General features: G+C 55.0%; 16 protein-coding genes. 13 read left to right on the top strand and 3 right to left on the bottom strand.

The window, feature by feature from the left end; all coding sequences use genetic code 11:
• Positions 1-43 precede the first annotated feature (43 nt).
• The 6 genes from ACE6ED_RS18005 to ACE6ED_RS17980 all read left to right on the top strand — a co-directional run bounded on the left by ACE6ED_RS18005 (position 44) and on the right by ACE6ED_RS17980 (position 14,390).
• The gene (locus ACE6ED_RS18005; RefSeq protein WP_410828601.1) at positions 44-2,572 is read left to right on the top strand and encodes a beta-mannosidase; all 2,529 of its coding nucleotides are present in this window, start codon (positions 44-46) and stop codon (positions 2,570-2,572) included.
• 55 nt (positions 2,573-2,627) lie between these two features.
• Positions 2,628-4,796, top strand: a complete 2,169-nt coding sequence (locus ACE6ED_RS18000; RefSeq protein WP_410828600.1) for an alpha-galactosidase — start codon at positions 2,628-2,630, stop codon at positions 4,794-4,796.
• 446 nt (positions 4,797-5,242) lie between these two features.
• A complete protein-coding gene (locus tag ACE6ED_RS17995; RefSeq protein WP_410828599.1) occupies positions 5,243-9,643 on the top strand; it encodes a glycosyl hydrolase in 4,401 nt (1,466 codons plus the stop codon).
• Positions 9,644-10,058: 415 nt separating this feature from the next.
• Positions 10,059-11,969: a cache domain-containing sensor histidine kinase gene (locus ACE6ED_RS17990; RefSeq protein WP_410828598.1), complete on the top strand. Its 1,911-nt coding sequence runs from the start codon at positions 10,059-10,061 to the stop codon at positions 11,967-11,969.
• On the top strand, positions 11,953-13,260 hold the full coding sequence (locus ACE6ED_RS17985; RefSeq protein WP_410828597.1) for an ABC transporter substrate-binding protein: 1,308 nt from the start codon (positions 11,953-11,955) through the stop codon (positions 13,258-13,260). Before ACE6ED_RS17990 ends, ACE6ED_RS17985 begins: the two co-directional genes overlap by 17 nt.
• Positions 13,261-13,304: 44 nt before the next feature.
• Positions 13,305-14,390: a LacI family DNA-binding transcriptional regulator gene (locus ACE6ED_RS17980; protein ID WP_410828596.1), complete on the top strand. Its 1,086-nt coding sequence runs from the start codon at positions 13,305-13,307 to the stop codon at positions 14,388-14,390.
• 224 nt (positions 14,391-14,614) lie between these two features.
• On the opposite strand, the gene ACE6ED_RS17975 is transcribed toward ACE6ED_RS17980, so the two are convergent.
• From ACE6ED_RS17975 to ACE6ED_RS17965, 3 genes are read right to left on the bottom strand one after another with little or no spacing between them, the layout of a single operon-like run.
• Positions 14,615-15,787 carry a glycoside hydrolase family 130 protein gene (locus tag ACE6ED_RS17975; RefSeq protein ID WP_410828595.1) on the bottom strand — a complete coding sequence of 391 codons (1,173 nt, stop codon included), beginning with the start codon at positions 15,785-15,787 and terminating at the stop codon, positions 14,615-14,617.
• A 2-nt stretch (positions 15,788-15,789) separates the two neighbouring features.
• On the bottom strand, positions 15,790-17,004 hold the full coding sequence (locus tag ACE6ED_RS17970; RefSeq protein WP_410828594.1) for an AGE family epimerase/isomerase: 1,215 nt from the start codon (positions 17,002-17,004) through the stop codon (positions 15,790-15,792).
• 6 nt (positions 17,005-17,010) lie between these two features.
• Positions 17,011-17,973 (bottom strand): glycoside hydrolase family 113, encoded by a 963-nt coding sequence (locus tag ACE6ED_RS17965; protein WP_410828593.1) that lies wholly within the window; start codon positions 17,971-17,973, stop codon positions 17,011-17,013.
• Between the two features lie 287 nt (positions 17,974-18,260).
• On the opposite strand from ACE6ED_RS17965, the gene ACE6ED_RS17960 reads away from it, so the two are divergent.
• From ACE6ED_RS17960 to ACE6ED_RS17930, 7 genes are all read left to right on the top strand, one after another.
• On the top strand, positions 18,261-19,034 hold the full coding sequence (locus ACE6ED_RS17960) for a response regulator transcription factor (protein WP_410828592.1): 774 nt from the start codon (positions 18,261-18,263) through the stop codon (positions 19,032-19,034).
• Between the two features lie 652 nt (positions 19,035-19,686).
• The gene (locus ACE6ED_RS17955) at positions 19,687-21,036 is read left to right on the top strand and encodes an ABC transporter substrate-binding protein (RefSeq protein ID WP_410828591.1); all 1,350 of its coding nucleotides are present in this window, start codon (positions 19,687-19,689) and stop codon (positions 21,034-21,036) included.
• 109 nt (positions 21,037-21,145) lie between these two features.
• On the top strand, positions 21,146-22,027 hold the full coding sequence (locus tag ACE6ED_RS17950; RefSeq protein ID WP_410828590.1) for a carbohydrate ABC transporter permease: 882 nt from the start codon (positions 21,146-21,148) through the stop codon (positions 22,025-22,027).
• A gap of 1 nt (position 22,028) precedes the next feature.
• On the top strand, positions 22,029-22,862 hold the full coding sequence (locus tag ACE6ED_RS17945; RefSeq protein ID WP_410828589.1) for a carbohydrate ABC transporter permease: 834 nt from the start codon (positions 22,029-22,031) through the stop codon (positions 22,860-22,862).
• 62 nt (positions 22,863-22,924) lie between these two features.
• Positions 22,925-23,947, top strand: coding sequence for a glycoside hydrolase family 130 protein (locus ACE6ED_RS17940; protein WP_410828588.1), 1,023 nt, complete (start codon positions 22,925-22,927; stop codon positions 23,945-23,947).
• Between the two features lie 21 nt (positions 23,948-23,968).
• Positions 23,969-24,928, top strand: coding sequence for an acetylxylan esterase (locus ACE6ED_RS17935; RefSeq protein ID WP_410828587.1), 960 nt, complete (start codon positions 23,969-23,971; stop codon positions 24,926-24,928).
• Between the two features lie 267 nt (positions 24,929-25,195).
• Complete coding sequence (locus ACE6ED_RS17930) at positions 25,196-25,666, top strand: DUF2262 domain-containing protein (RefSeq protein ID WP_410828586.1); 471 nt, start codon at positions 25,196-25,198, stop codon at positions 25,664-25,666.

Raw genomic sequence — 25,666 nt, 5'->3', positions numbered from 1 at the left:
TCTTAATAGGAAGGGCTGCGTACACCACAAGTATGGAGGGACAATGAGGGAGTATACGTGCGAACTGAAACAGTGGGAATTTAAAGCTTGGGAGGGTATGGAGTGGCGGCCGGCGGAAGTGCCTGGAGACGTGCATATGGATCTGCGCCGAAACGGCGTAATCCCCGATCCGTTTGACGGTACAAATGAAGCACAGCTGCAGTGGATCGGCAGCCGCAACTGGGAATACCGGACCGTTCTTCGACTGGAAAAAGAAGCGGGACAACACGCCCGCCTGGTATTTGAAGGCCTGGACACCTACGCCGATGTTTATGTGAACGGACAACACGTGTTGTCCGCGGACAACATGTTTTTGGAATGGACTGCGGATGTGACCGGTATGCTCCGGCAGGGGGACAACTCTATTATTGTAAGATTCCGCTCCCCAGTAGAAGTAGATCTTCCCAAGCTGCGTGAGCTTGGTTATCCGCTGCCCGCAACCAACGACCAAAGTGAGCTTGGCGGTCTGGGCGAACAGCGAATCAGCGTTTTTGCGCGGAAGGCGCCTTATCACTACGGCTGGGATTGGGGTCCGAGGTTTCTGAACGCCGGGATCTGGCGGGAGGCCAGGCTGGAAGTGTACGACGGCGCGGTTATCCAGGATGTTTATATCCGCCAAAATGCGGTCAGCGCGGAGCAGGCCCGGCTTACCGCAGTCGTGGAGCTGGAAGCCGCTCAGCCTTGGAGCGGGAAGCTGCTGGTCTCAGCCGGAGAGCAGAGCTGGGAGACGGATGTCCAGCTGCAGGCGGGTCTGCAGACCGTCTGTCTGGATCTCGAAATCGGCCGGCCGAAGCTCTGGTGGTGCATAGGCCTTGGGGAAGCGCACCTGTATACGTTTAAGACCAGGCTTACCGGCGAAAACGGCAGCGTGGAGGAACGGGAGACCGTTACCGGGCTGCGGGATATCCGGCTTGTGCGCGAAAAAGATGAACACGGGACTTCCTTTTATTTTCTGCTTAATGGTGTACCGGTATTTGCCAAAGGGGCAAACCATATTCCGAATGACAGCTTCCTGACCGAAATGACGGAAGAACGCTATCGGCACGAAATAGCTTCGGCGGCCGCTTCAAATATCAACATGCTGCGCGTATGGGGCGGCGGGGTGTATGAAGATGAAAGGTTTTACCGGCTCTGCGATGAATACGGCATTATGGTCTGGCAGGATTTTATGTTCGCCTGCAGCATGTATCCGGGAGATGAACGTTTTCTGGACAGTGTCCGGCGGGAGGCCGAATACAATGTGAAGCGTCTGCGCAACCATCCTTGTGTCGCGCTGTGGTGCGGCAATAATGAAATCGATTCGGCGTGGGCGCATTATGGCGAGGACATGGGCTGGGGCTGGAAACGCGAGTACGGACCGGAGGTCCGCGAAACCCTGTGGGCCGCGTATGAGGCGCTGTTCCACCGCATTTTGCCGGAAGCGGTAGCCGAAGGGCATCCCGGCATCGCCTATTGGGCTTCTTCGCCGCTGCGCGCTTTGACCGGTGATGAGAACCAGCATGCGGTCAAGGTCAGCGGAGAAGGCGACGTCCACTATTGGGGCGTATGGCACGGCAAGGAGCCGTTTGAGAATTTTAACATCCGGGTCGGACGGTTTATGAGCGAATACGGGTTTCAATCGTTTCCCGAACTCAAAACGGTGCAGACTTATGCCGCCGAAGCGGACATGGCGCTTGAATCCGAAGTTATGCTGGCCCATCAAAAAAACGGCAGAGGCAACCAGCTGATTAAAGAATATATGGAGGAGTATCTGCCTCAGCCGAAGGATTTTCCTTCCTTCCTCTATATGAGCCAGATTCTGCAGGCGGAAGCGATCCGGATCGCGATTGAAAGCCACCGGCGGAACAAGCCGTATTGCATGGGGACGCTGTACTGGCAGCTGAACGACTGCTGGCCGGTCGCCTCCTGGTCGGGAATTGATTATTACGGCCGCTGGAAGGCGCTGCAGTATATCGTCCGCCGCAGTTTCAAGGATGTAATCCTGTCCATTGACGATACGGACGGGGAAACGTTGAAGATTCATGCGGTATCCGACCTCCGTGCACCGCTTGAAGCCGTCCTGCACTGGGCCGTCTGCGATCTCCGCGGCCAGATCTGCAATAAGGGAACACTGCCGGTGAACGTTGGCGCTGACTCGTCGGCGGTGCTGTGCACCCTGCCGGTTCAGGAGCTGACCGGGACGCAGCCGAAGCGGGAGCTTGTTTTTACGGCGTCGCTTGTGGCGGAAGGGCAGGTGCTGGACGACAAAACGCATTTGTTCATCCCTATGCGGGAGTTGGAGCTGGAGACCCCGGTAATTACGGTGACCCCGGTCAGTGAAGCAGCCGGCGTGTATTTGCTGGAGACAGACGTACTGGCAAAAAGCGTGTATTTGACCGCTGAGCAGGAAGGCATATTTTCGGATAATTTCTTTGATCTGCTGCCCGGCCAGCCGAAGCAGGTGTGCTTTTACCGCAGAGATGAAGGGGCGGAGCCGTGGGTTCAAACGGAGGCCGAAGGTCTCGCCGTCCGTTCGATGAAGGATTTTATATAGAAAAGAATTTTTATTATATAGAAAAGAATTTTATATAGGGAAGAGGTATTCATCCATGTCTATTTATGTGCTCGAGGATCAAAAGCTGTTCCATCTGCAGGCCCGGAATATGAGTTATGTGATTCAAATTGTGGACGGAATTCCGGTTCATGTGTATTGGGGCGGGAAACTCCGGCAGGACGGCAATCTGGCCGGCATGCTGATTCATACTCCCGAAGGAGCGGGGCTTGACCGCCTGCCGCAGGAATATCCGCAATACGGTTCGGGGGATTTCCGGAATCCGGCGTATCAGGTGCGGCTTGAAGACGGCACCCGGATTACCGAGCTGCGTTATCAGAGCTACCGGATTTTTCCCGGCAAGCCGGCGCTGGAAGGACTGCCTTCGGTATACACCGAGCGGGAAGAAGAAGCCGATACGCTGGAGCTAACGCTCAAGGATGCTTATTCGGGGCTGGAGGTTACGCTTCGTTATTCGGTTTATAATGAGCTGAACGTTCTGGCACGTTCCGTGAGCTTCACAAACACTGGAGCCGGGGAATTGACGCTGCGCAGAGCGTTCAGTGCAAGCGTGGATTTTCACACCGGGGATATGGATTTGGTGCATCTGTCCGGGGCGTGGGCGCGTGAAGGCAACATCAACCGCCGTCCGATTCTGCAGGGAGGAACGCGGATTGACAGCCTCCGGGGAATGAGCAGCCACCAGCATAACCCGTTTGCCGCGCTTGCGGCGCCGGATGCTTCCGAGGATCAAGGGGAAGTTTACGGCTTCAGCCTGGTGTACAGCGGTAGCTTTGAAGCGGAAGCGGAGCGGGACGCCTTCGGGTCGATCCGGTTTGGCATCGGCATCCAATCGTTTGATTTTGACTGGCAGCTGAAGCCTGGTGAGCAGTTTGCGACACCCGAAGCAGTTATGGTGTATTCGCCGGAAGGGCTCGGCGGGATGTCGAGAACGTACCACAAGCTGTACCGGACACGTCTGTGCCGGGGAAAGTACAGAGACAGCGAACGCCCAATTCTGGTCAACAACTGGGAAGCGACCTACTTTAATTTCAACACCGAGAAGCTGCTTTCGATTGCGGAGGAAGCCGCAAGTCTTGGCATCGAGCTGTTTGTTCTGGACGACGGCTGGTTTGGAAAAAGGGATGCGGACAACTCGTCGCTTGGCGATTGGGTGGAAGACCGGCGCAAGCTGCCGGGCGGACTTGCCGACCTGGCCGGCCGTGTTAATGACCTTGGCGTGAAATTCGGCTTATGGTTCGAACCCGAGATGATTTCGCCGGACAGCGAGCTGTACCGCAAGCACCCCGACTGGTGCCTGCATGTGCCGGGACGGAGGCGGTCCGAAGCCCGCTGGCAGCTTGTGCTTGACCTGACACGTGCGGAGGTCCGGCAGTATATTTATGACTCGCTTGCGGCGATTTTTGCGACGGTGCCGGTCAGCTACGTAAAATGGGACATGAACCGGTGTTTGACGGAAATCGGCTCCGCGGAGCTGCCGGCGCAGCAGCAGGGCGAAACCGCCCACCGTTACGTGCTTGGTTTGTATGAGCTGCTGGAGCGGATTACTTCCGGTTTTCCTGATATTTTGTTCGAGAGCTGCTCCAGCGGGGGCGGACGTTTCGACCCAGGCATGCTCTACTATATGCCTCAAACCTGGACCAGCGATAACACCGATGCCGTTGAACGCCTGAAAATTCAATACGGCACCAGCCTTGTTTATCCCGTCAGCGCGATTGGCGCGCACGTATCGGCCGTCCCGAACCACCAGGTTGGCCGGATAACGCCGCTGGACTTCCGGGCGGATGTCGCCATGTCAGGTAATTTTGGCTATGAGCTGGACTTGACCCGGTTCACCGACGAGGAGAAGGAAGCGGTCAAACGCCAGGTTGCGAACTACAAGCAGGTGCGCGGACTGGTGCAGCAGGGAGAGCTCTATCGGCTGAAAAGCCCGTTTGAGGGGAATGAAACCGCCTGGATGTTTGTCTCGGAGGACAAAAGCGAAGCGCTGGTCTACTATTTCCGGGTAATGGCCGAGCCGCATCCGCCCCGCCGGAGCCTGCGGCTGCAAGGGCTGAATCCGGAGTACGATTATATCGTAGAAGGGGGCGCGGAAGCGGAGGGCACCGTCTACGGCGGCGACCGGCTGATGAACGCCGGGCTTGCGCTCCCTTACCGGCAGCAGGACTTTGAGAGCGGCTGCTTTAAATTGAAGGCGCGGATTTAGATTGGAATACCGGGAGCCCGGACGTCTTTCGTGAAGACGTTCCGGGCTTTTTTCTATGTAGTTCCCGTAGTTGATCTCTATCAGATCGTTCAGTCTCACGAATCATTCCCATATCAGCTCCTATAACAGACCTATAGTTATTACATGGTATTCCATATTTTGCAGAACACTCCTGCTGACAGCTCAGAGGTTAATCCAACCGGTGAAGCTTAGTATTGCGCTAACAAATACTGGTTTTCTAATAACTTTTAGCTAAATATTATCAAAACAACATAAAATAATTATACAAAAGCAAATTCAGCCCCCTATATTTACAGCCGCAGGCCTGATAGAATGCCTATTAAACCGCTTACAATTTAGCTTCTCAAGCTATCTGCAGACTGCGAGGTGATGCTAACAAACTCGGGATCGGTAAGGCCAAATAACCTTGCACATGGGGGAGTATAATGAAAAAATTGCGAAAAGTGATAAAAGTCTCTCTGACGGCACTGCTGCTTCTCTCGTCCGCGGGCCAAGCGTTTGCTCTTCCCGCAGGCGCGGCTGAAACCGCACGCACCACTTCGGCGGCTGCGGGAACAAACGGCCACTGGGCAACTGCGAGCATTAAAAAATGGGTGGGCAACGGTGTCATTCAAGGCTACGAAGGCGGCGATTTCAAACCGAACCGGAGCATCACCCGCGCCGAGTTCGTGACGGTCCTCAACCGGCTGTTTGGTTTTACAGCCACAGGCAGCGGCGGTTTCTCCGATGTTCCGGCCAAGGCCTGGTATGCCAGCCAATTGGAGATTGCACGCACCGCCGGATATTATGAAGGGTACCCGAACAACCAGGCCAAAGCGGAAAGCGAAATTACCCGCCAGGATGCGGTTACCCTTTTGGCGCGGCTGTTTCAAATGGATGCACCCGCTGATCGCCCGGCAGCCCGTTTCTCCGATTCGGCCGATATCAGCAGCTATGCAACAGACGCGGTTTACGCGCTGTCCGGTATTGTAAACGGTTACGAAAAAGGGGAGTTTGTCCCGAAGGGAGCAATTACCCGGGCGGAGTCGGTTGCTTTGATCGATCGGCTGGTCGGCGGCTATTATGCCAAAGCCGGTGAAACGGCAGGTGGAACGGTTAACGGGAACGCTATGATCGCCCGTCCGGGCGTTGTGCTGAAGGATACAGTCATTAACGGTAATCTTTATCTGTCCGCAGGGATCGGCGACGGAGAAGCCGTGCTGGACGGCGTTACAGTGAAGGGCAAAACCTTTATTGAAGGCGGCGGCACAGCCGTCAGGCTGAAAAATTCCACTTTAGGCGAGACAGTCATTCAGCGGAAAAACGGCCGTGTGAACATGACAGCTGAAGGAACGGCCAGGGTCGCCGGCCTTACTGTGAACAGCGAAGCCCGGCTGGAGCTGTCCGGAACAGCGGTGATCGACGCCGTCCGGCTGAACCGCCAGACGGCGGTCGATTTGGCGGAAGGGACCGCAATCCGCAGCCTGACGATCCATGAGGCGGCCGCCGGATCGGTTATGACTGGCAAAGGCAAAATTGACAGCGTTACCAACAAAGGGACCGGCGTCACGCTGAACGGGACGTCGCTTGCGCTGGGCCTCTTTGCCATTGCCGGCGGGGTGGCAGCAGCTCCGGGCACGGCTGCCGGACAAGGCGCGGGTAACCCGGGAACAAGCAGCCCCGACACCGGCAGCCCGGGAACAGGCAATCCGGGCACGGAGCAGCCAGGCACCGGAAATCCGGGTACCGGCAATCCAGGCACGGAGCAGCCAGGCACTGGCAACCCCGGTACAGGCAACCCTGGTACGGGCAACCCGGGTACAGAGCAGCCGGGCACGGGCGAGCCGCGCACCATTGATCTTGCCGACGCCGATGCCACCGCGGAGACGCGGTCCCTGTTCGCTTATCTGCAGGACATCCGCGGCAAGCACACGTTGTTCGGCCATCAGCATGCCACGGATGAAGCGTTGTCCGAGCCCGTAAACGGGATCAAATCCGACACCTATGCGGCGGTCGGCGACCTGCCGGCCATGTTCGGATGGGATACGTTAAGCCTGGAGGGCTTCGAGAAGCCGGGCTCGACCGAAAACACGCCGGAGCAGAACCGCGATAACCTGGCCGCCTCCATGAAAGCGGCGTATGAAGAGGGCGGAGTGCTCGCACTAAGCGCGCATATGCCCAATTTCGTGACAGGTAACGATTTTTACGATACAAAAGGCAACGTCGTCAGCCATATTCTTCCGGGCGGCGATAAACACGCCGAATATAATGCTTTTCTTGACCGGATCGCCGACTTCGCGCTGCATTTGAAGGATGACGAGGGCCGGCCCATTCCGGTCATCTTCCGGCCGTTCCATGAACAAAACGGCGGCTGGTTCTGGTGGGGCGCTCCATACACCACCAAAGAACAATACGCGGAAATTTACCGCTACACAGTGGAGTATCTGCGCGATACCAAAGACGTCCATAATTTCCTGTATGCCTTCTCGCCGGGCAGCCCGTTCAACGGCACCGAGGAGACCTTCCTCAAAACCTACCCCGGTGACGATTACGTCGATATCCTCGGATTCGACACGTATTACGACGGCAGCAACCAGGGCTGGTTTGAGACTGTGGTGGACGATGCGCGGCTGATCTCCAAGCTCGCCGACCGCAAAGGCAAAGTCGCCGCCTTTACCGAATTTGGCTACTCCAACGTGAAGCCGACCGGGACGGCGGACCTGAAGTTCTACACGAAGCTGATTCAAGCGATGCAGTCGGACCCCGACGCCAAACGGATGGCGTACATGCTGACTTGGGCGAACTTTAATTACAACTCCATTTTTGTTCCGTACCGAAATTCGCTGGAGCAGGAGCGTAACGGCAATCCGAAGGATCATGAGCTGCTTCCGGACTTTGCCGATTATTACAACGATCCATACACCTCATTCAGCGGCGAACTGGAAGGCGTCTACGACAAAAAGGTAACCACGGCGGAAGAACGCCCGTTTATGCACATCGTTTCGCCTACCGGGCAAGAAACCGTCCGGACTGCGGGTACGACGATACGGGCCAGAGTGCTGAACGAGCAGCCGGCCAAAGTCGTGTATTCCGTTCAAGGGTCGGCCGAAGAGCATCCGATGACCTTGGACAGCCAAGGATTCTACTCGGCGCAGTGGGCGCCGGAGGCTGAACAAAACGGCAAAGGAACGGAGCTGACGGTCAAAGCGTATGCGCCGGACGGCACGGTCCTGCAGCAGACGATTTCCGTGTATATGGAAATCCCCGAGATTGTGCTGAAAGAGCTGACGTTTGACCAGGATATCGAGGGTGTGCAGAACAATGGAGCTTACCCTGACACGATTAAGTCTTCCTTCAGCCACACTACGGCGGAAGGTGACGGCAAGCTGGCGGTTGGCGTCACCGGACTGACCTATACGGACACCTGGCAGGAGCTCAAAATCGGCCTTCCGGGCATCGGGGCACAGGCTAACCTCAAACAGGTGAACCGGGTGGCTTACGATGTGCTTGTGCCGCTGTCCGCAGGCGCGAAGGATGAAAACGCCACGCTGCGCGCCGCGGTTGAACTTCCGCCGAGCTCTGACAAATTTGGTGCGGATAAGGCCGTGAAACTCACAGAGCTGGAGCGGGTCACCGTAAGCGGCGCTGTATACGGCAAATTTACGGCATCCATCGATTTGACGGACAAAGAACAGATTCAGGCGGCCAGCGGGCTGTCCATCGCCGTGATCGGCAGCGGGCTGGAATATGCGGGGCCGATTTATCTGGATAACCTTCGGCTCATCAACGCCTATATCGGCGGCAATACCGATCCGGCGCTGGTCGACGATTTTGAGGGCTATAAAGGCAGCAGCGAGCTGCTGCGCACCGGCTACAGCCCGAACGGAGATCATAACGAGATTTCCTTGGATCCGGCTCATGCCGCAAACGGGGACTATGCGCTGAAGCTGGATTACACGCTGGCAGGGCAGGGATACACGGGTATTACCAAAAGCTTAAACGGACTGGATTGGTCCAAGACAGGCAGGCTGAAGTTTTGGCTTGTTCCCGACGGGCAAAATAAAAAGCTGGTGATCCAGGTCAAAGCTAACGACATTTCCTTTGAGTACTACCCTTCTTTGGCGGATACGCAGCCGCGGTGGGTGGAGGTTCCGTTCAAAGACTTTACGACGGCGGCCTGGGACACCTCCCATACCGGCAAAAAGCTGGATACGGTCAATGCGGCGAACATCCAGGCATTTTCGATTTATGTAAACGCTCCGGACGGGGAATCGTATACGAAAAACGATCCGTTTAAAGGAACGCTGTATTTTGACCAAATTCATGTAATCCCCGGAGAGCCGGGAGACATCCCAGACGGAATGGGCGGAGGAGAACAGCCGGGCGGCGGAATTCAGGAGGGAACCTTGTTTGGATTTGAAACCGGCACGCAGAACTGGACGATCGGTGAAAATACAGCCGGAGCGGCCGCTCCCGCGGTAACCGCCGATGCAGCCGCCGAAGGAAGCCATTCGCTGCAAACCGTGTTTCGTCTGGAGCCAGTAGGCACCAACTTCCTGCTTGGCACAGGCGGACTCAACTTGGCGGGTGCAGCGTCGGTCACGGCTCAGGTGAAGCTGTCCTCCGGCACCGCCAAGGTCAGTTTGTACATTCAGACCGGCTCAGGCTGGACCTGGACGGAAGGCGGCACGGTTGAGGCCCATTCGTCGGGTTTTGTTCCGGTCAGCCTGCCTTTATCGTCCGTGAGCCATCTTGGCGATGTCAAAGGGCTGGGCATTAAGGTAGAGCCCGTTTCCGGCAGCGGCAGCGCCACGCTTTATCTGGACGATGTGGCGATAACGAAATAACCTAACATCCGGTCTATCCGGATAATCTTGGACAAACCAGGCAACGCGTACAATCCAGGCAATCTAGGCAAATTTGACACTCTAGGCAATCCAGAAACTCTAGGCAATCCAGAAACTCTAGGCAATCCAGAAACTCTAGGCAATCCAGAAACTCTAGGCAATCCAGGCAATCCAGGCAATCCAGGCAATCCAGACTATCCGTACAATCGTTGACTCCCGGTACCGGTTTTTCGGCGCCGGGGGTTCTTTTTTTAGGAAAGGATGCCGGACCAGCCTCCTTCGGAACAACCGCCGCGAACGGGCGGAACAATCGCTGTTGTGTAAACGCACCGGGAACTTTATAATGATTTTGTTAGGTTATTTGTTAGCAACTGCTGTTATTTGACAGCGAAAATTAGCAGGACGGAGAAGGCCGATGAAAGCACAATGCAAGCCCCCCTGGTGGTCTTTTTTTGCCGATCTGAGCATGGAAAGAAAATTGTTTCTTGTTTTTTTGGTCATCATCACGCTGCCGCTGTCCTTCATCGGCCTTATCTCTTTCAAAAGCTACTCGGATTCGATTCAATCCAACACGATTGCCTACTCCGAAAAGCTGATTGACCAGATGATGGACGGGATAGACGGCTATATCGAAGACATGAAACGGATTTCCTCCATGCCCGCTTACGTTCAGGATATCCGGCAGAATCTGATCAGCTCCAACCGCTATTACGAACAAAAGCAGCAGATGGAGGGAGACGGGAATGTATCGGTCGCACCGGGCGATCTGAACTTGCTGCTGTCGATCCAGCGGGGGATAGAAAGCAACATTTCGTTTATCAACAACATCAAAAGCGGGGCCAACTCGGTTTATATTTTTGACAAATACGGCAACGGGTATTATTCGGCCAGGAACGGCGGCGTAAGGCTGAACCTGGAGGAGAGCTACAAGTACTGGAACGGGCATTCCGGGGATTCGGGCGGCGAGGCGCTTTTGTTCGGCACGCAGGCTTATACAAGCAATCTGCAGAGCACCCGTTATGCCTTTGCGGTGGTCCGCCGGATTATGGATGAGTCGTGGAACCCGATCGGGCTGATTGCGGTCGAAGCCAATGTCAGCATGCTGAAAAGCCAGGTGGATGAACTGGACAAGGTTACGCACGGGCAGTCCCTTATCGTCGACGAGCAGGGGAAGGTCATTTACGACAGCGCGCAGCGGCAGCTTGCCGCAAACATCTCGGATTCGCCGCTATTCCAGGAGGCCCAAGGCCGGAGCGGCAGCTTTTACGATACCGTAAACGGCAGAGAAAGGCTGAATATTTTTTCCGCATCAAACAAAACGAACTGGAAAGTCATTATATCCATCCCGGTCGATGAGCTGACACGAAGTGTAAAAGTCACGCGCAATGCCACTTTGGCGGCAACCTTCTTTATTATTGTGCTGGCGCTGGCGGTCTCGTTATTCCTGTCGTTTGCCCTGACGAAGCCGCTTACCCGGATGATCCGGCTTATGAAAAAAGTGCAGGGCGGCGATCTGGACGTGGAGTTTACTGTACAGCGGAGGGATGAAATTGGCCTGCTCGGCCACCAGTTCAACCGGATGCTGGCCCGGATCCGCCAGTTAATCGATGATATTTACCGGATCGGGGAGCAAAAAAAAGAAGCCGAGCTGCAGGCGCTGCAGAGCCAGATCAACCCGCATTTTATCTATAACACGCTGGAATCGATCCGGATGACGGCCGAGCTGAACGACGATGTCGAAGCTGCCGATATGATTTCCATCCTGGGAAAAATGCTGCGCTACAGCACAGGCGACGTCAGCGGCGGAGCGACGCTCCGGCAGGAGCTGACTTACGTCGGCCACTATGTGGAGCTGCTGAACTGCCGGTATCCGGGCCGGTTTACGCTGACGGTTGATGTGCCGCCCGAATTGGACAATTACCGGCTGATCAAGCTGCTGTTCCAGCCCATTATCGAAAATGCGGCGTACCATGGCCTGGATGACGGCAAGCCGCAGATGCATCTCGGCATCTCCTGCGAGATGAAGGAGCAGGCGCTGGTGTTTCATATCACCGACGACGGCTGCGGCATGGATAAGGAGACGCTTGACCGGCTGAACGAAGCCCTGCGGAATGAAAGTCCGCCGAAAAAAGGGCTCGACGGCGGCATCGGGCTCAAAAACGTGCAGCAGCGCGTAAGGGTGCATTATGGCGGCGCCTATGGACTGGAAGTCCGCAGCACGCTGGGGGAAGGGACGGATGTGTGTCTGACGCTTCCCAGACCCGAAAGAGAGCGGGAGGCTGGAGTAGAGATAGAGGGGGGGCCTCAGGATGAAAGGCATGCATAGCAACAAATGGGCGCCCGGAGCGCTGCTGGCCATTTTCATCTGGTCGATGCTGTCCGGCTGCAGCGGAGGGGGGACGGCGGCGACCGGACCGCAGGACGGGTCTTCCTCCGGCGGCCATACGCCGGCGCTGTCCGGAACCATCAAAATGATGACCAACCGGATCGACTTAATCGAAAACGGCACCTTCGACCGTTACGCGCAGGAGTTTAAGCAGCGTTATCCGGATGCAAATGTGGAATTTGAAGGACTGCCGAATTACGCCAGCGATATTTTGGTGCGTTTGTCCACCAGGGATGCGGGAGACGTGCTGCTGATTCCGATTAATTTATCCGGCAGGGAGCTGGAGCAATTTTTTGAACCGCTGGACGAGTCGGTCACTGCCGGTGAGCGGTTTTCCGAATTTGCATCCTATCAAGGGCGAAGATACGGGTTGACCACTGGAACGGCGACCGTGGGGATCATTTATAACAAAAAAGCGTTTCAGACCGCCGGCATCACCAAGGTGCCGACAACGCTTGATGAATTTTACGCGGCCTGCGCGAAGCTGAAGGCGGCGGGAATTACGCCGGTGTATCTGAATTACGGCGCGGTGTGGCCGCTCCGGGAGTGGGGGAACAGCCTGGTCATTGATATGTCGGGCAATCCCGATTATGTGAACGACATGGTGCATATGGATGAGCCGTGGCGTATGGACAATGAATGGGGACGTTCCCTTACGATCGCCCGCACGCTGGTTGCACGGGGATATGTGGAGGAGAAGCTGTTCACGAACAGCTGGGAGGTCTCCAAGACGAAGCTGGCCCGCGGGGAAGCCGGCATGTATCTGATGGGCAGCTGGGCGATCCCGCAGATTATCGGGGCGGGCGCGTCGGCGGAGGATATCGGTTTTTTCCCGTTCCCTTACGATAACAGCCCTGTCCATAACGCGCCGCTTAACCCCGATTGGCAGGCCGGGGTGAGCAAATACAGCAGCAATAAGGAATTGGCCAAGGCCTGGCTGGATTTTTTTGTGAACGAATCCTCATACCAGGCGGAATGGGGCCTGCTGCCGGATAGTCCCGAAACGGGCATGCCGCAGTACAGCGAATTCCTGTCTTACAAACCGAAGCTGCTCGAAGCCACCGTGCAGAGCGATGCGTTCATCGAACTGGCCAATAAAGCGGAGTTGTCTTTCGGGTCCGGTGAATACCTGCAGGAGCTTATAGCGGCAAAGGATTTGAATAAAGCGTTTGGCGAGCTGAACGCCAAATGGAAAGAAGCTCGCGCGGAGCTCCGTTCCGGCGCCGAGTAAGGGCGGCAGCGCCCCATGCATATCGACTAGCGGAGGAACCGACAATGGCCAAAAAAGTAACGATGCAAAAAATCGCCGATCATCTCGGCGTGTCCAAATTTGTGGTCTCCAAAGCGCTGTCCGGCAAAGACGGCGTAAACGAAACCACACGGGAGCGGGTGATCCAGGCCGCTTCACAGCTGGGATATTACACGCAAAAAAATGCCTACGCCCAGCACGTCAAGCAGCCGATTCCGGCCGGACAAGGCGAGCGGACCAAGCAGTCCGTGCTTGTATTGATGCCCGGCATCCGTTCCCAAACCCAGGATTCGGCGTATTGGGGAAAGATTATTGACGGAATTGCGCTGGCGCTTGACGACAGGCGGCTCGGCATGGTCATCGTATCGGAGCACCGGGCGGACAACTTCGTCAATATTTTGAATCCGGCGGGGCTGCTGGGGCTGATCGGAGTCGGCCAGATTTCTACCTCGCTGCTGATGGAGGTGCACCGGATCGGGCTGCCGATGGTGCTGATCGACCACGAAGACCCGCTTATCCCTACCGACACGGTATTTGTGTCAAACGTTGATTCCATGGCGAGGGTCACCAATCATTTGATGGCGGTTGGCCATGAATCGCTGCATTTTATCGGCGGGATCGGCTACTCCCGCAGCTTCCGGGACCGCTGGACCGGGTTCCGCGGCGCGCTGGAGGAGAGCGGCCGGAGACCGCAGGGACCGGATGATCCGATGCTGCTGATGGAAGGCATGGACGACGACTCGTTCCGTGACGAATTTCGCAGCTGGCTGAAAAAACGGAGCCAGACGGGAACGCTGCCGACAGCGCTTGTCTGTGCGAACGATTCGACTGCAATTATCGTCAGTGAAGAGCTGAAGGAGCAGGGGCTGCGGATTCCCGAAGACGTCAGTGTAACGGGTTTTGACAATATCGACGATGCCTCCCGGGCAGTTCCGCCGCTTACGACGGTTCATGTGCCCAAAGAGGCGATGGGACGGGCGGCCGTTGATATGCTGCTGGGAAGACTTCAATCGCCCGCATCGCCGCTGGCCAAAATGCTCATTGCCGCCGATGTGGTGCACCGCGATTCCGCGGCGGAACCGCCGTCGGCCCCCGCCAAGCAGGAGGCCTAAGTGCGAGCGCCCGGTGCCGGCAGAGCAAGCCAAACGTCCTGGTGTGGAATTTGGCTCCAGGCGAAGCTAGGCGTTCGGCCGGGCGAACCGGGCCCTCAGAGCGGACCGGGCACCTGCAAAGCTGCGAACCGCAAACAGACCAAAGAGGCTTTTCACCCGGCGCTTGGCCGGATGAAAAGCCTCTTTGGTTTAACTCCTCGCCTGCGCGCGTTCAGCGCCCAGGGTTATACCGTCAAATTGCGTTCGATCAGTTCCAGCCGCTGCTGCACGCTGGCGTAGGAACGCAGCGGATCTTCCGGCGTGTTCATGACGTAATCCAGCATCTGGTCCACGGTGGTGGTCGCGACGTGGATACGCGTATCGGAAGAAGCGTAGTAAATATACAATTCGCCATTGTCTCTGGCAATCATGCCGTTGCAGAAGACCACATTGGATACGTCGCCTACGCGTTCTTCGCCTTCCGGCGCGATAAAATGTCCGCCTGGCCGGTGCGTAACTTTATAAGGCTCGTTCAGATCGGACAAAAAAGCGTACAGGACATAGCGGAGGCCGGCCGCGGTATTCCGCACGCCATGCGCGATATGCAGCCATCCGTGCGGTGTTTTTACCGGCGCGGGGCCCTGGCCGTTTTTGACTTCCTTGATCGTATGGTAATGGCGTTCGTCGATGATGATTTCTTGCGTAATTACTGCGTTTTCGATGGTGTCGGAAAGACCCCAGCCGATGCCGCCGCCTGAACCGGTATCAATAAAGCCGTCCTGCGGCCGGGTGTAGAACGCATATTTGCCGTCCACGAATTCGGGATGCAGCACCACGTTGCGCTGCTGGGCGGAGCCGGTCTTCAGATCGGCCAGCCGTTCCCAGGTCTTCAGATCACGCGTGCGGGCGATGCCGCATTGGGCCACGGCGCTGGACAGATCGCCCGGCGCGGCGTCCGGATCCTTGCGCTCGGTGCAGAATAAGCCGTAAATCCAGCCGTCCTCATGCTGAACCAGCCGCATATCGTACACATTGATGTCCGGATCTTCGGTTTCCGGCAGCACCACAGGGCGGTCCCAAAACCGGAAGCCGTCGACGCCGCTGTCGCTTTCAGCAACGGCAAAAAACGATTTACGGTCCACGCCCTCCACCCGGGCCACAATATAAAACTTGCCGTTAAGCTCAATCGCCCCGGGATTAAAAATACCGTTAACGCCCAAACGTTCAGCAAAATACGGATTTGTCTCCGGGTTAAAATCGTAACGCCAAATCAGCGGGGCGTGTTCCGCCGTAATCAGCGGGTAGCGGTAGCGGTCAAAAATGCCGTTGCCGAAAGGGACTTTTTCGTTTTTGCGGCCGATCAGCGCCTCGTAGCGCTCGGTTAACTGCTGTTTGCGTTGCTCAAATAAAGTTGTCATGATTAGTGCTCCTTTACGGATAATGGAATGCGTTCAATCATTTCAAAGCAGGCTCTGCCGTTATGATACGGGCATTTCCAGGCGCTGACCTTCGGTTCGTGATCCAGCGGACGGAGATCCCCGCTTACACCCCAATGCCATTCGCCCAGCTTGTGATCCACGATATACTCGTCGATAAACTGCCAGGAGCGGTAAGCCGCCTCCCGGAACTTGGCGTCCCCGGTCAATTGGTAGGCGTTGTAGAAGCCGACCATGGCTTCCGCCTGCGGCCACCAGTCCTTGTCGCGGCTGAGCAGCCCTTCCGGTCCGGCTTCATTCCAAATGCCGCCGTCTGTGTCGACGCCTTCGGCGAGTGCGGCTTCAGCCATCCGGATAGCAATATCGGTTACACGCTTCAGCACTTCTTCGTCACCCAGCACTTCCGCCGCTTCGAACAGCAGCCAGCTGCCTTCGATATCATGGCCATAAGACACATGATCGGATTTTACGTTCCATTCTTCATCAAAAAAGAGCAGGAAATGCCGCCCTTCCGTATCGACGATATGATCCAGCATGGTGCCGATCAATTCAGCGAGCTTCACGCGAAGCTCTTCGGATTTCCAGACCCGGTACAGCCCTGTATAAGCTTCCAGAACATGCAGATGCGTGTTCATCGATTTTTTTTCGTTCAGATCTTTGCCGCTCAGCGACAAATCATCCGTCATCTGCCATTCACGCGACAAGGCCTCGATGTAACCCGAGTGAACCGGATCGTATCCGTACTTCTCCAGCAGGCGGAATAGTTGGGTAGCCCGGTCTAGGGCTTCCGGCTTCTGGACCGCCCGGTAATATTCAGCCAGCGCATAGATCACGAAGGCCTGGCCGTATACCTGCTTTTTAGTCTGGGACGGGCTGCCGCCGGCATGAACCATCCAGAAAAACCCGCCGTGTTCGCGGTCGGCGAAATCCCGTTCCAGCACATCAAGCGCCCGCTCCGCAGCCTGCAAATACGCGGGATCGCCGAACAGCCGGTAGGCGCTGGAGAAGGTCCATAAAATGCGCGCATTCAGCACAAGGCTTTTATCCGCCTCGGGCCGCACATTCATTTGACTGTCGATCTCACCGACAAAGCCGCCGTGAACTTCGTCCGGCGTATGCCGGAGCCAGAAACCGAGAATGTTGTTTTTCACTTCGTTCTGAAGACGGGATAACCATAATTCGGAGGAGTGCAGCGTCATTCAAGGTCACTTCCTTTCTTCATTGGTGGTTTGGGAGGTGTAAAAGGTTTTGATGATACCGGCCGCTTCCTTGCCGTACATGCAGTAGTCGTCATTGCTTCGGGCCTCTGCCTTATCGTACAGCTGCGCCGGCCAGTCCCACAGCATGAAGCCCCGTACCCAGGGCCTCGAGCGGCAGGCGGAGAACATCGCCTCGTAATACCGCGCCTGTTCCGCTTCGTCCGGCCCGCCTTTCAGCGTCCAGTCATTCGGGATGGCCGCGCTGCCGGTCCGGCTCGGGCAGCCGGCTTCCATAAAGAAAAAGGGTTTGCCGTGGGTCCGCACCACGCCTTCAATCCGGTCAAGCTGTGCCTCCCAATCCAGCTCCGGGTAATATCCGCTGGAGGAGATAATGTCGACAGCATCCCACCAGGTTACATTGTCTTCCTGGTACTTGTCCCAGTTGTACGTGATCGGGCCGGTGTACACTTTGCGGACTTCGGAGATCAGCGTCCTCCATTCTGCGGCCCGCCGGTCTGCCTGAACGGTCTCGCAGCCGATACAGAACAGCTCGCAGCCCGTTTCTTCGGCAATTCTCGCGTAGTGCAGAATAAAAGCGGTATAAGACGCGAACCACTCGCTCCACTTCGGTTCACAAGGGACATCCTTGTCAAAAAAGTTGATGTGCGCACGCCACGTACCGTCCGCGCAGTTTACGATCGGCTTCAGGCACACCTTCAGTCCAAGCGACTTGGCGGTTTCGATCGCCCACCGGACCTCTGCGTCGGTAACGGTCGGTTCCTCCCAATACGGGATTTCCGTCGACTGCGGTGTGGCCTGAAGCGCACTGAAAGCGATTGCGGTCCAATTCGCACCGGTGTCCTCCGCCATCCGTTTCATGGAGGAATGCGCTTCCTCGTTATTCCATGTTCCTCTCTGGCCCATGAACCCCCAGGTAACGCCGCCTACAAATTCGTTGAGTATATCCATCGTTAACCTCGCTTTATCGGAAGGATAATAAAAACGATATTCAATTTTGTTATATTGTTATTATATAAATGTTAGTTTATGATAACAATACAATTCAGTTATAAACGTTTTGCACGCACATTTCAAGAGGGGAACACCGAACTTTTTTAGACTTGACTCCGTCTTGGCAGCAGAAAGTAAATATAGAACCAGAAAGTAAAACAAGACTATTTTCGCGGCTGCCGGGCAGGCTTATAATTAATTGATAGCGCAACCAAAACTTTGCGGTTATCACTGGGAGGTCTCCAATGATTAATATCATGATTGCAGACGATGAGGAGGTTATCCGCAGAGGCTTGGAGAAAATCTCGTCGAAAATGGACCTGGATGTAAACGTCATTGGTTCCTACGGAAACGGAGCGGAAGCCTGGCGCCACCTGGAGCTGCTCTCCGGCCGGGATATCGATTTGCTCATTACGGATATCAAAATGCCGAAAATGGACGGTTTTCAACTGATTGAACAGGCCAGAAACCGCCTGCGGACCCTTAACATCGCCGTACTCAGCGGATTTAGCGAATTTGAGTATGCCCGCCGGGCCATCCGGTTCGGGATTATGGATTACCTATTGAAGCCGATCGACAAGGCGCAGCTGCACGAGCTCTACACGAAAGTCGAAACCCAAAAAAGGCACCGGGCCGAGCTTGAAGAGGAACCGGTTCAGCCCCAGGAGGGCGGAGAGCATTATGTCGTGGAGCAGATCAAGCTCATCCTGGAGAAGGAATACCGGCAAAATTTTGAGCTGGAGCGGTTGTCGGATACGGTAGGCATGAATGCAAGTTATCTCAGCCGTCTGTTTAAGTTCAAAACAGGAAAAACGATCACCGATTATTTGATCGGTATTCGCATCTCGAAGGCCAAAGAACTGCTGAAAGACCATCCGGATCTCAAAAACTATGAAATTGCCGAAAAGGTCGGGTACAATGATCCGGTGTACTTTAATAAACTGTTCAAAAAAGTGTGCGGCGTGACGCCAAAAGATTACAAGTCGGGCGCCCGCGGAGAACCCAAAGCCCCCAAGTGACGGGAATCTGCGCGTCCGCGCCGTTACCGCGGCGGGAGTCTTGTGCGTCCAACGCCGTCATGGCAGCGGGGTGTCATGCATGCCCGCAAATAGCGGCAACCTTGTGTGTCCGAGCCCGGTAGTAACAGCGAAGCCGCGCGCTGGCCACGTAATCGTAACAGCGGATTTGCGTTCCGCACCGCGCATCGTTATAACGCGGCCTTACTCGGCCGTCCAAAATAGAGAGCCAACCGGCAAGCAGAGCCGGTTGGCTCTTTTTTTATAAACCGAGCCGTCTCAGCCAAGCATATAACGCGGCCATAGGCCAAACCATGGCGGTCTTTTAGATAAAGTTGAAAAAAACAGGGAGTGCGGCGGGCTTGTATAACAAACGAAGCAAAGATGAATGCCAGTAATTTGAAATAACAAATATAAAATTACAAAAACAAAAATAACAAATCAAGGACCAGAAAACGCAATTCAAACCATCGTTTAAGCCTGCCTTTCGGCCTATAATGGGTTCGTAAGCGTTTGTGCATGCGCTTTCACATAATTTCGAGACAAATAAAGAGCTGGTTATCATACGAAGAGAAGTTTTTTTTGTATATAACAAGTTATTTATTTGTTATCGATTAGAGAAACGGATTGCAACCAGGAGAGGGGACGTAGTTACATGAAACGCAGCAAATGGATGGCAGGGTTGATGGCCCTGACGTTGACAATGGGGCTGTTCGCCGGATGTTCTTCAGGCAACAACGGCGGAAATGCCGGCAATAGCGGAGACGCTTCGAATGCGGCGGCTGGAGACGGCGGTGCCCAGGCGGTTAAAGGCGAAATTACGGTCATCACCCAGCGGACGGATATCGTGGACACGGTATTTCAGGAATACGCGGCCAAATTCAATGAGAAATACCCTGATGTTAAGGTGAATTTTGAAGCGCTGGCCAATTACGAGGATCAGATCAAAATCCGCATGAGCACCCGGGACTACGGTGATGTGCTGCTGATTCCCACCAGTGTGCCAATGAAAGACCTTCCGGATTATTTCGAACCCATGGGTTCAGTTGCGGATTTAAGCAGCAAATATACCGGTCTGGAGGAACGCGCCGTAAACGGCCAATCCTACGGCATTCCGGTCACCATTAATTTTAACGGTGTGATTTATAACAAAAAAGTGTTTGAGCAGGCAGGATTCGCTACCCCGCCAAAAACGATTGACGAGTTTATGGCCGCCCTGCAGGCGATCAAAGACAAGACGGATGCGATTCCGCTGTACACGAACTATGCGGCGGGTTGGCCGCTGACGCAGTGGGAAGCCGATCTGCCTACGGTGGCTGGCGATGTGAGTTATGTGAACAACAAGCAGCCGGCGACGGACGACAATTTTGTACCGGGCCAGCCGCATTATGAGCTGTACAAAATTTTGTACGACGCTGCGCAAAAAGGCCTGATCGAAGAAGATCCGACCACAACCGACTGGGAGTCCTCCAAAGTGGATTTGGGCAGCGGAAAAATCGGCGCCATGGTGCTTGGCTCCTGGGCAATCGGACAAATCAAGGGCGTAGCGGCAAACCCGGACGATGTAGGTTTTATGCCGTTCCCTACCAATGCGGATAAAGTGGTGGTTCCGCTGGCTGACGATTATCTGATTGGCGTAAGCATTCACAGCCAAAACAAAGCAGCGTCGCGGGCGTGGGTGGACTGGTTCATCAACGAATCCGGTTATCCGACCACCGAAGGCGGCGGCATGAGTCCGGTCAAGGGTGCGGAGCTGCCGGAGATTCTGAAAGCATATGAAGGCACGGACATCAAGTTTGAAGCGCTGGCACCCGCCGAGGCCGGACAAGAAGGTCTTGTGGATGCAATCGACAAAGACGCGGAAATCGGTCTGTGGCAGCCGGACTTCAAGAAGCGCATTATTGAAGCGGCAATTGGAAACCGTGATGAATCCTACGACGATATTATGAAGGAATTGAACGATGCCTGGGTTCAGTCGCGGGCCAAAATCGCTTCGGGCAAATAAAGCGGAGAAGACAAGCGGGAGGGAGACGCGCCGTTTCCCCTCTCTTTTCCTTCGTGCATAAAATCACAACACAGAAGAGAAAGTTTGGGCTTTTATGGAGGTGAAGACGTTGCCAAGTTTTTCGAATTTAAGCTACAAAGCTCAGCGGATTCTGATTATTTTTGGTTTTTCCCTGATTCCGGTGGTGCTGCTGCTTACGTTTGCCTATCTGCCAGTAGTTAATATGATCAAATACAGCTTTACGGACTGGAACGGGCTCAGCAAGGACATGAATTTTGTCGGCCTTGATAATTACAAAACGATCTTCACGAATCCGGATTATTTTTCCGTATTTAAGGTCAGTCTGTATTATTTTGTCGCGACATTCATCCAGATGGGGCTGGCTCTTTATTTTGCGACGATCCTCAGTTTTAACGTCCGGGCAAAAAATCTGTTCAAAGGGATTCTGTTTTTTCCTTCCCTGCTGAACGGTGTCGCAATCGGTTTTATTTTTCTGTTTTTTTTCCGGCCGGACGGCACGCTCGATACGCTGCTGAACCTGCTGGGTCTGGAGGCGCTGCAGCAGAAATGGCTGCTGAATCCAAACATCATCAACGTGTCGCTGGCCGGGGCATCGGTCTGGAGATACATGGGCTTTAACTTCATTATTTTTCTTGGAGCAATCTCGTCTATTCAGAAAGATGTCTATGAGGCGGCCGATATCGATGGGGCTAACCGCTGGCATCAATTTATCCACATCATCCTGCCGAGCATCAAACGTATTTTGCAGCTGAACCTGATCCTGGCCATCAGCGGCGCCATCGGCGTCTTCGATGTTCCTTATATCATGACGGGCGGCTCCAACGGCAGCGGCACCTTTGTCATTCAGACGGTGGATGTGGCGTTTAAATACAGCAAACTAGGTTTGGCTTCAGCCATGGCCGTCGTTCTGCTCGTTATCGTAATTTTGGTTACGCTGCTGCAGCGTTTGCTCATCAAGGAGGGAAAGTAGGGTGCACACTGTAAAATATTCGCTCGCCAGCATCTTAAAATATCTGACCTTGATCCTTGGCGCGCTGGCAGCGCTGATTCCGATTGTCGTGGTGCTCTTCGCTTCCCTCAAGACCGGGACGGAGTATGGGAACACCAGCCCGCTGACCCCGCCGGAGAACTGGCTGAACTTTGCGAATTATACGAAGGCTTTTGTAGATGGAAAAATGCTGCTCGGGTTCACGAACACCCTGATTATCGTGACGGTTTCGATTGCCGGGGCGACGCTGACCGGTTCGATGATGGCCTACATCCTGGCTCGCTTCAAGTTCCGCGGCAGCAAGCTGTTGATTGGCGCCTTCCTGCTGGCAACGCTGATTCCGGGCGTCACAACCCAAGTAGCAACTTTTCAGATCATCAATGCACTGGATCTGTTTAACACCCGGCTTGCGCCGATTGTGCTTTACCTGGGTACCGACATCATTGCGGTGTATATTTTTATGCAGTTTCTGGACTCCATTTCCGAATCGCTGGATGAATCGGCGATGCTGGACGGGGCGTCGTATTGGACCATTTATTGGCGGATTATTTTACCGCTGCTGAAGCCGGCGATTGCAACGGTCATCATCGTGAAGGGCGTCAATATTTACAACGATTTTTATGTGCCGTTCCTGTATATGCCCAAAAGCGACCTGCAGGTCATTTCAACCGCGCTGTTCAAGTTTAAGGGTCCATACGGCTCCCAGTGGGAAGTGATCTGCGCAGGCATCATGATTGCGATTATTCCAACGCTGATCGTGTTTACTGCCCTGCAAAAATACATTTATAACGGTTTTGCTCAAGGTTCAGTGAAATAAAACATAGAACCGATCAACCCGGTAAAACGAAATCAAACCATTTTGAAGGGAGATTAACGATTATGACAGAAGTTAAAATTATTGGAGAAAACATCCCGAACATGCCTTGGGAAGAAAAACCGGAAGGCCATGTGAAACCGCTGTGGAGACACAGCCAAAACCCTGTGATCAAAAGAAATCCGGCAAAAGACGTGGCCCGCATTTTCAACAGCGCCGTGGCTGCTTACGAAGGCGGCTTTATCGGCGTGTTCCGCGCCGAAACCGACACGACCCGCCCGCACCTCCGTCTTGGCCGCAGCGAGGACGCGCTGAACTGGAACATTGAAGATGAGCCGATTCAATTTGTGGACGAAGCGGGCAATCCTTATCAGCCGCGTTACGCATACGATCCCCGGCTCGTTAAGGTGGAAGACACCTACTACATCATCTGGTGTACCGATTTCTACGGCGCCGCGATTGGTGTCGCTACAACCCAAGACTTCAAAACCTTTGTTGCGATGGAAAATCCGTTCCTGCCGTTTAACCGCAATGGCGTTCTGTTCCCCAGAAAAATCAACGGGAATTTCGTGATGCTGTCCCGTCCAAGCGACAGCGGCCACACGCCGTTTGGCGACGTGTTCCTGAGCGAAAGCCCGGATTTTGTCTACTGGGGCAAACACCGCCATGTAATGACCAAAGGCGGCCAAGGCTGGTGGCAAAGCGTTAAAATCGGCGGCGGACCCGCTCCGATCGAAACGACCGAAGGCTGGCTTATGTTCTATCACGGCGTCACCGGCACGTGCAACGGCCTGGTTTACAGCATGGGCGCCGTCATTCTCGACAAAGACGAACCGTCGAGGGTCAAATACCGGTCCCGGAATTTTGTGCTGACACCCGAAGAGTGGTATGAAGAGCGGGGATTTGTGCCCAATGTCGTGTTCCCTTGCGCGACGCTGCATGATGCCGAAACCGGAAGAATCGCGATTTATTACGGAGCGGCCGACACCTATGTAGGTGTTGCTTATACGACGGTGCAGGAGATCGTTGATTACGTAATCGAAACCCATGAGGATGTAGCGGACGACGCCTCGATCGGCAGAATCTAATTCACCGGGGAGGATCAGGCCATGGGATACGATAGGAAACTTGCGGAGCTGATGACCTATCAGGGAAGCAGCCCGCGGCCGGCGGATCTGGACGGCTACTGGGAACGGGCGCTACGTCAGCTGGCCGACCAGCCGCTGGACTATGAGCTGGTTCCGGCGGAATTTGAGTCGCCGCTGGCGGAATGCTATCATCTGTATTTTACCGGAGTGGGCGGCGCCCGGATTCACTGCAAATACGTAAAACCGAAACGCGCGTCCGGGACAGGAGCGGGAGTCGTCATGTTTCACGGCTACGCCTGCGACAGCGGCGACTGGATGGAAAAGGTGAACTACGCGGCGCACGGCATCAGCGTGCTTGCGATGGACTGCCGGGGACAAGGCGGTTTGTCGGAAGACAACCTGACCGTCAAGGGCACAACCGTCCGCGGCCACATTATCCGGGGAGTTGACGACCCGGACCCGGATGCGCTGTATTTCCGCCATGTTTTCCTGGATACCGTGCAGACGGCGCGGATTCTGATGAACATGGAGGAGGTGGACCCGGCGCGGGTCGGCGCGTTTGGCCTGTCCCAAGGCGGAGCGCTCACCATTGCCTGCGCTGCGCTGGAGCCGCGAATTAAGCTCGCTGTGCCGGTGTACCCTTTTTTGGCGGACTACAAACGGGCCATGGAGCTGGATGCCGTAAACTCGGCTTATGAAGAGCTGCATTATTATTTCCGGTTTTTTGATCCGCACCATCTGCGCGAAGAGGAGATTTTCGGCCGGCTCGGGTACATCGATATTCAGAACCTGGCCCCCCGGATTGAGGGCAAAGTCCTGTTTGTTACGGGGCTGGCCGATACCGTGTGTCCGCCGTCCACGCAGTTTGCGGTGTACAACAAAATCCGGTCGGAAAAAGAACTGCTGGTCTACCACGAATACGGCCATGAATATCTCCCTTATTTGGCAGATAAGGCGCTGCAGGCGTTTCGGGGGTTGTAACGGGGACTGGGCAGTTGAGCTCACCAGCCCAGCCATGAGCAGGGGCATATCCCCGACATGAGAAGATCAGCATAACGGTACAAGTTTTAGGCCGCACCCTTTGGATTCCCGGGGGTGCGGCCTTTTTGCATAGAGGCGGAGTTCTGCTCCCGACGCCTCAAAAATGGAAGGAAACCGGCCCAAAAACGGAAGGGTATGCTAAAATGAGAGCACTGATTTTTTTTCCAAAGATGACCACAATCCATTTGGAAGAAAGGCGGAGAACGGATGGAACAGACGCTCAGGAGCCGTGTGATCGGCACGTTTACTTATGATAAGCTGACCAACGATTATACGGCGGAGACTCCAGGGGAAAGGGGCACGGTCTATTGGTCGCTGAAGCTGAGTGAAGACGGTGCGGATGCTGCCGTGCTGCTGGAGCGGGCGGACCGGCTGTATGAAGAGCTGTCCCGGTTTGATGCGATGGCCAGAGCGGCGATTGCCGCCGAACTTACGGAATACAAAAACGACTTCTGGCCGGAATATGATGAAGATGACGAAAACCTTGACTGGGATGCGGTTGACGCGGGAGTGTACGCTGTATCGGAAGCCCGGTTTGCCGAAGCCATCCGGCTGCTGGATATCGAACTGAGATCAGGCCGGCTCTACTGCGAATACGAAGACGGGGAGCTGTTCGGCGGGCACCGGATTCATGCCTATTTTGACGAGAATTACAAGCTGGTTAGTGCGGATGTCTAG

It is taken from the genome of Paenibacillus nanchangensis (genome assembly GCF_046543445.1).
GTDB classification, from domain to species: Bacteria; Bacillota; Bacilli; order Paenibacillales; family Paenibacillaceae; genus Paenibacillus_AQ; species Paenibacillus_AQ nanchangensis.
Note: the sequence above shows the minus strand (reverse complement) of the source record. Positions and strands in the feature narration are given on the sequence as shown.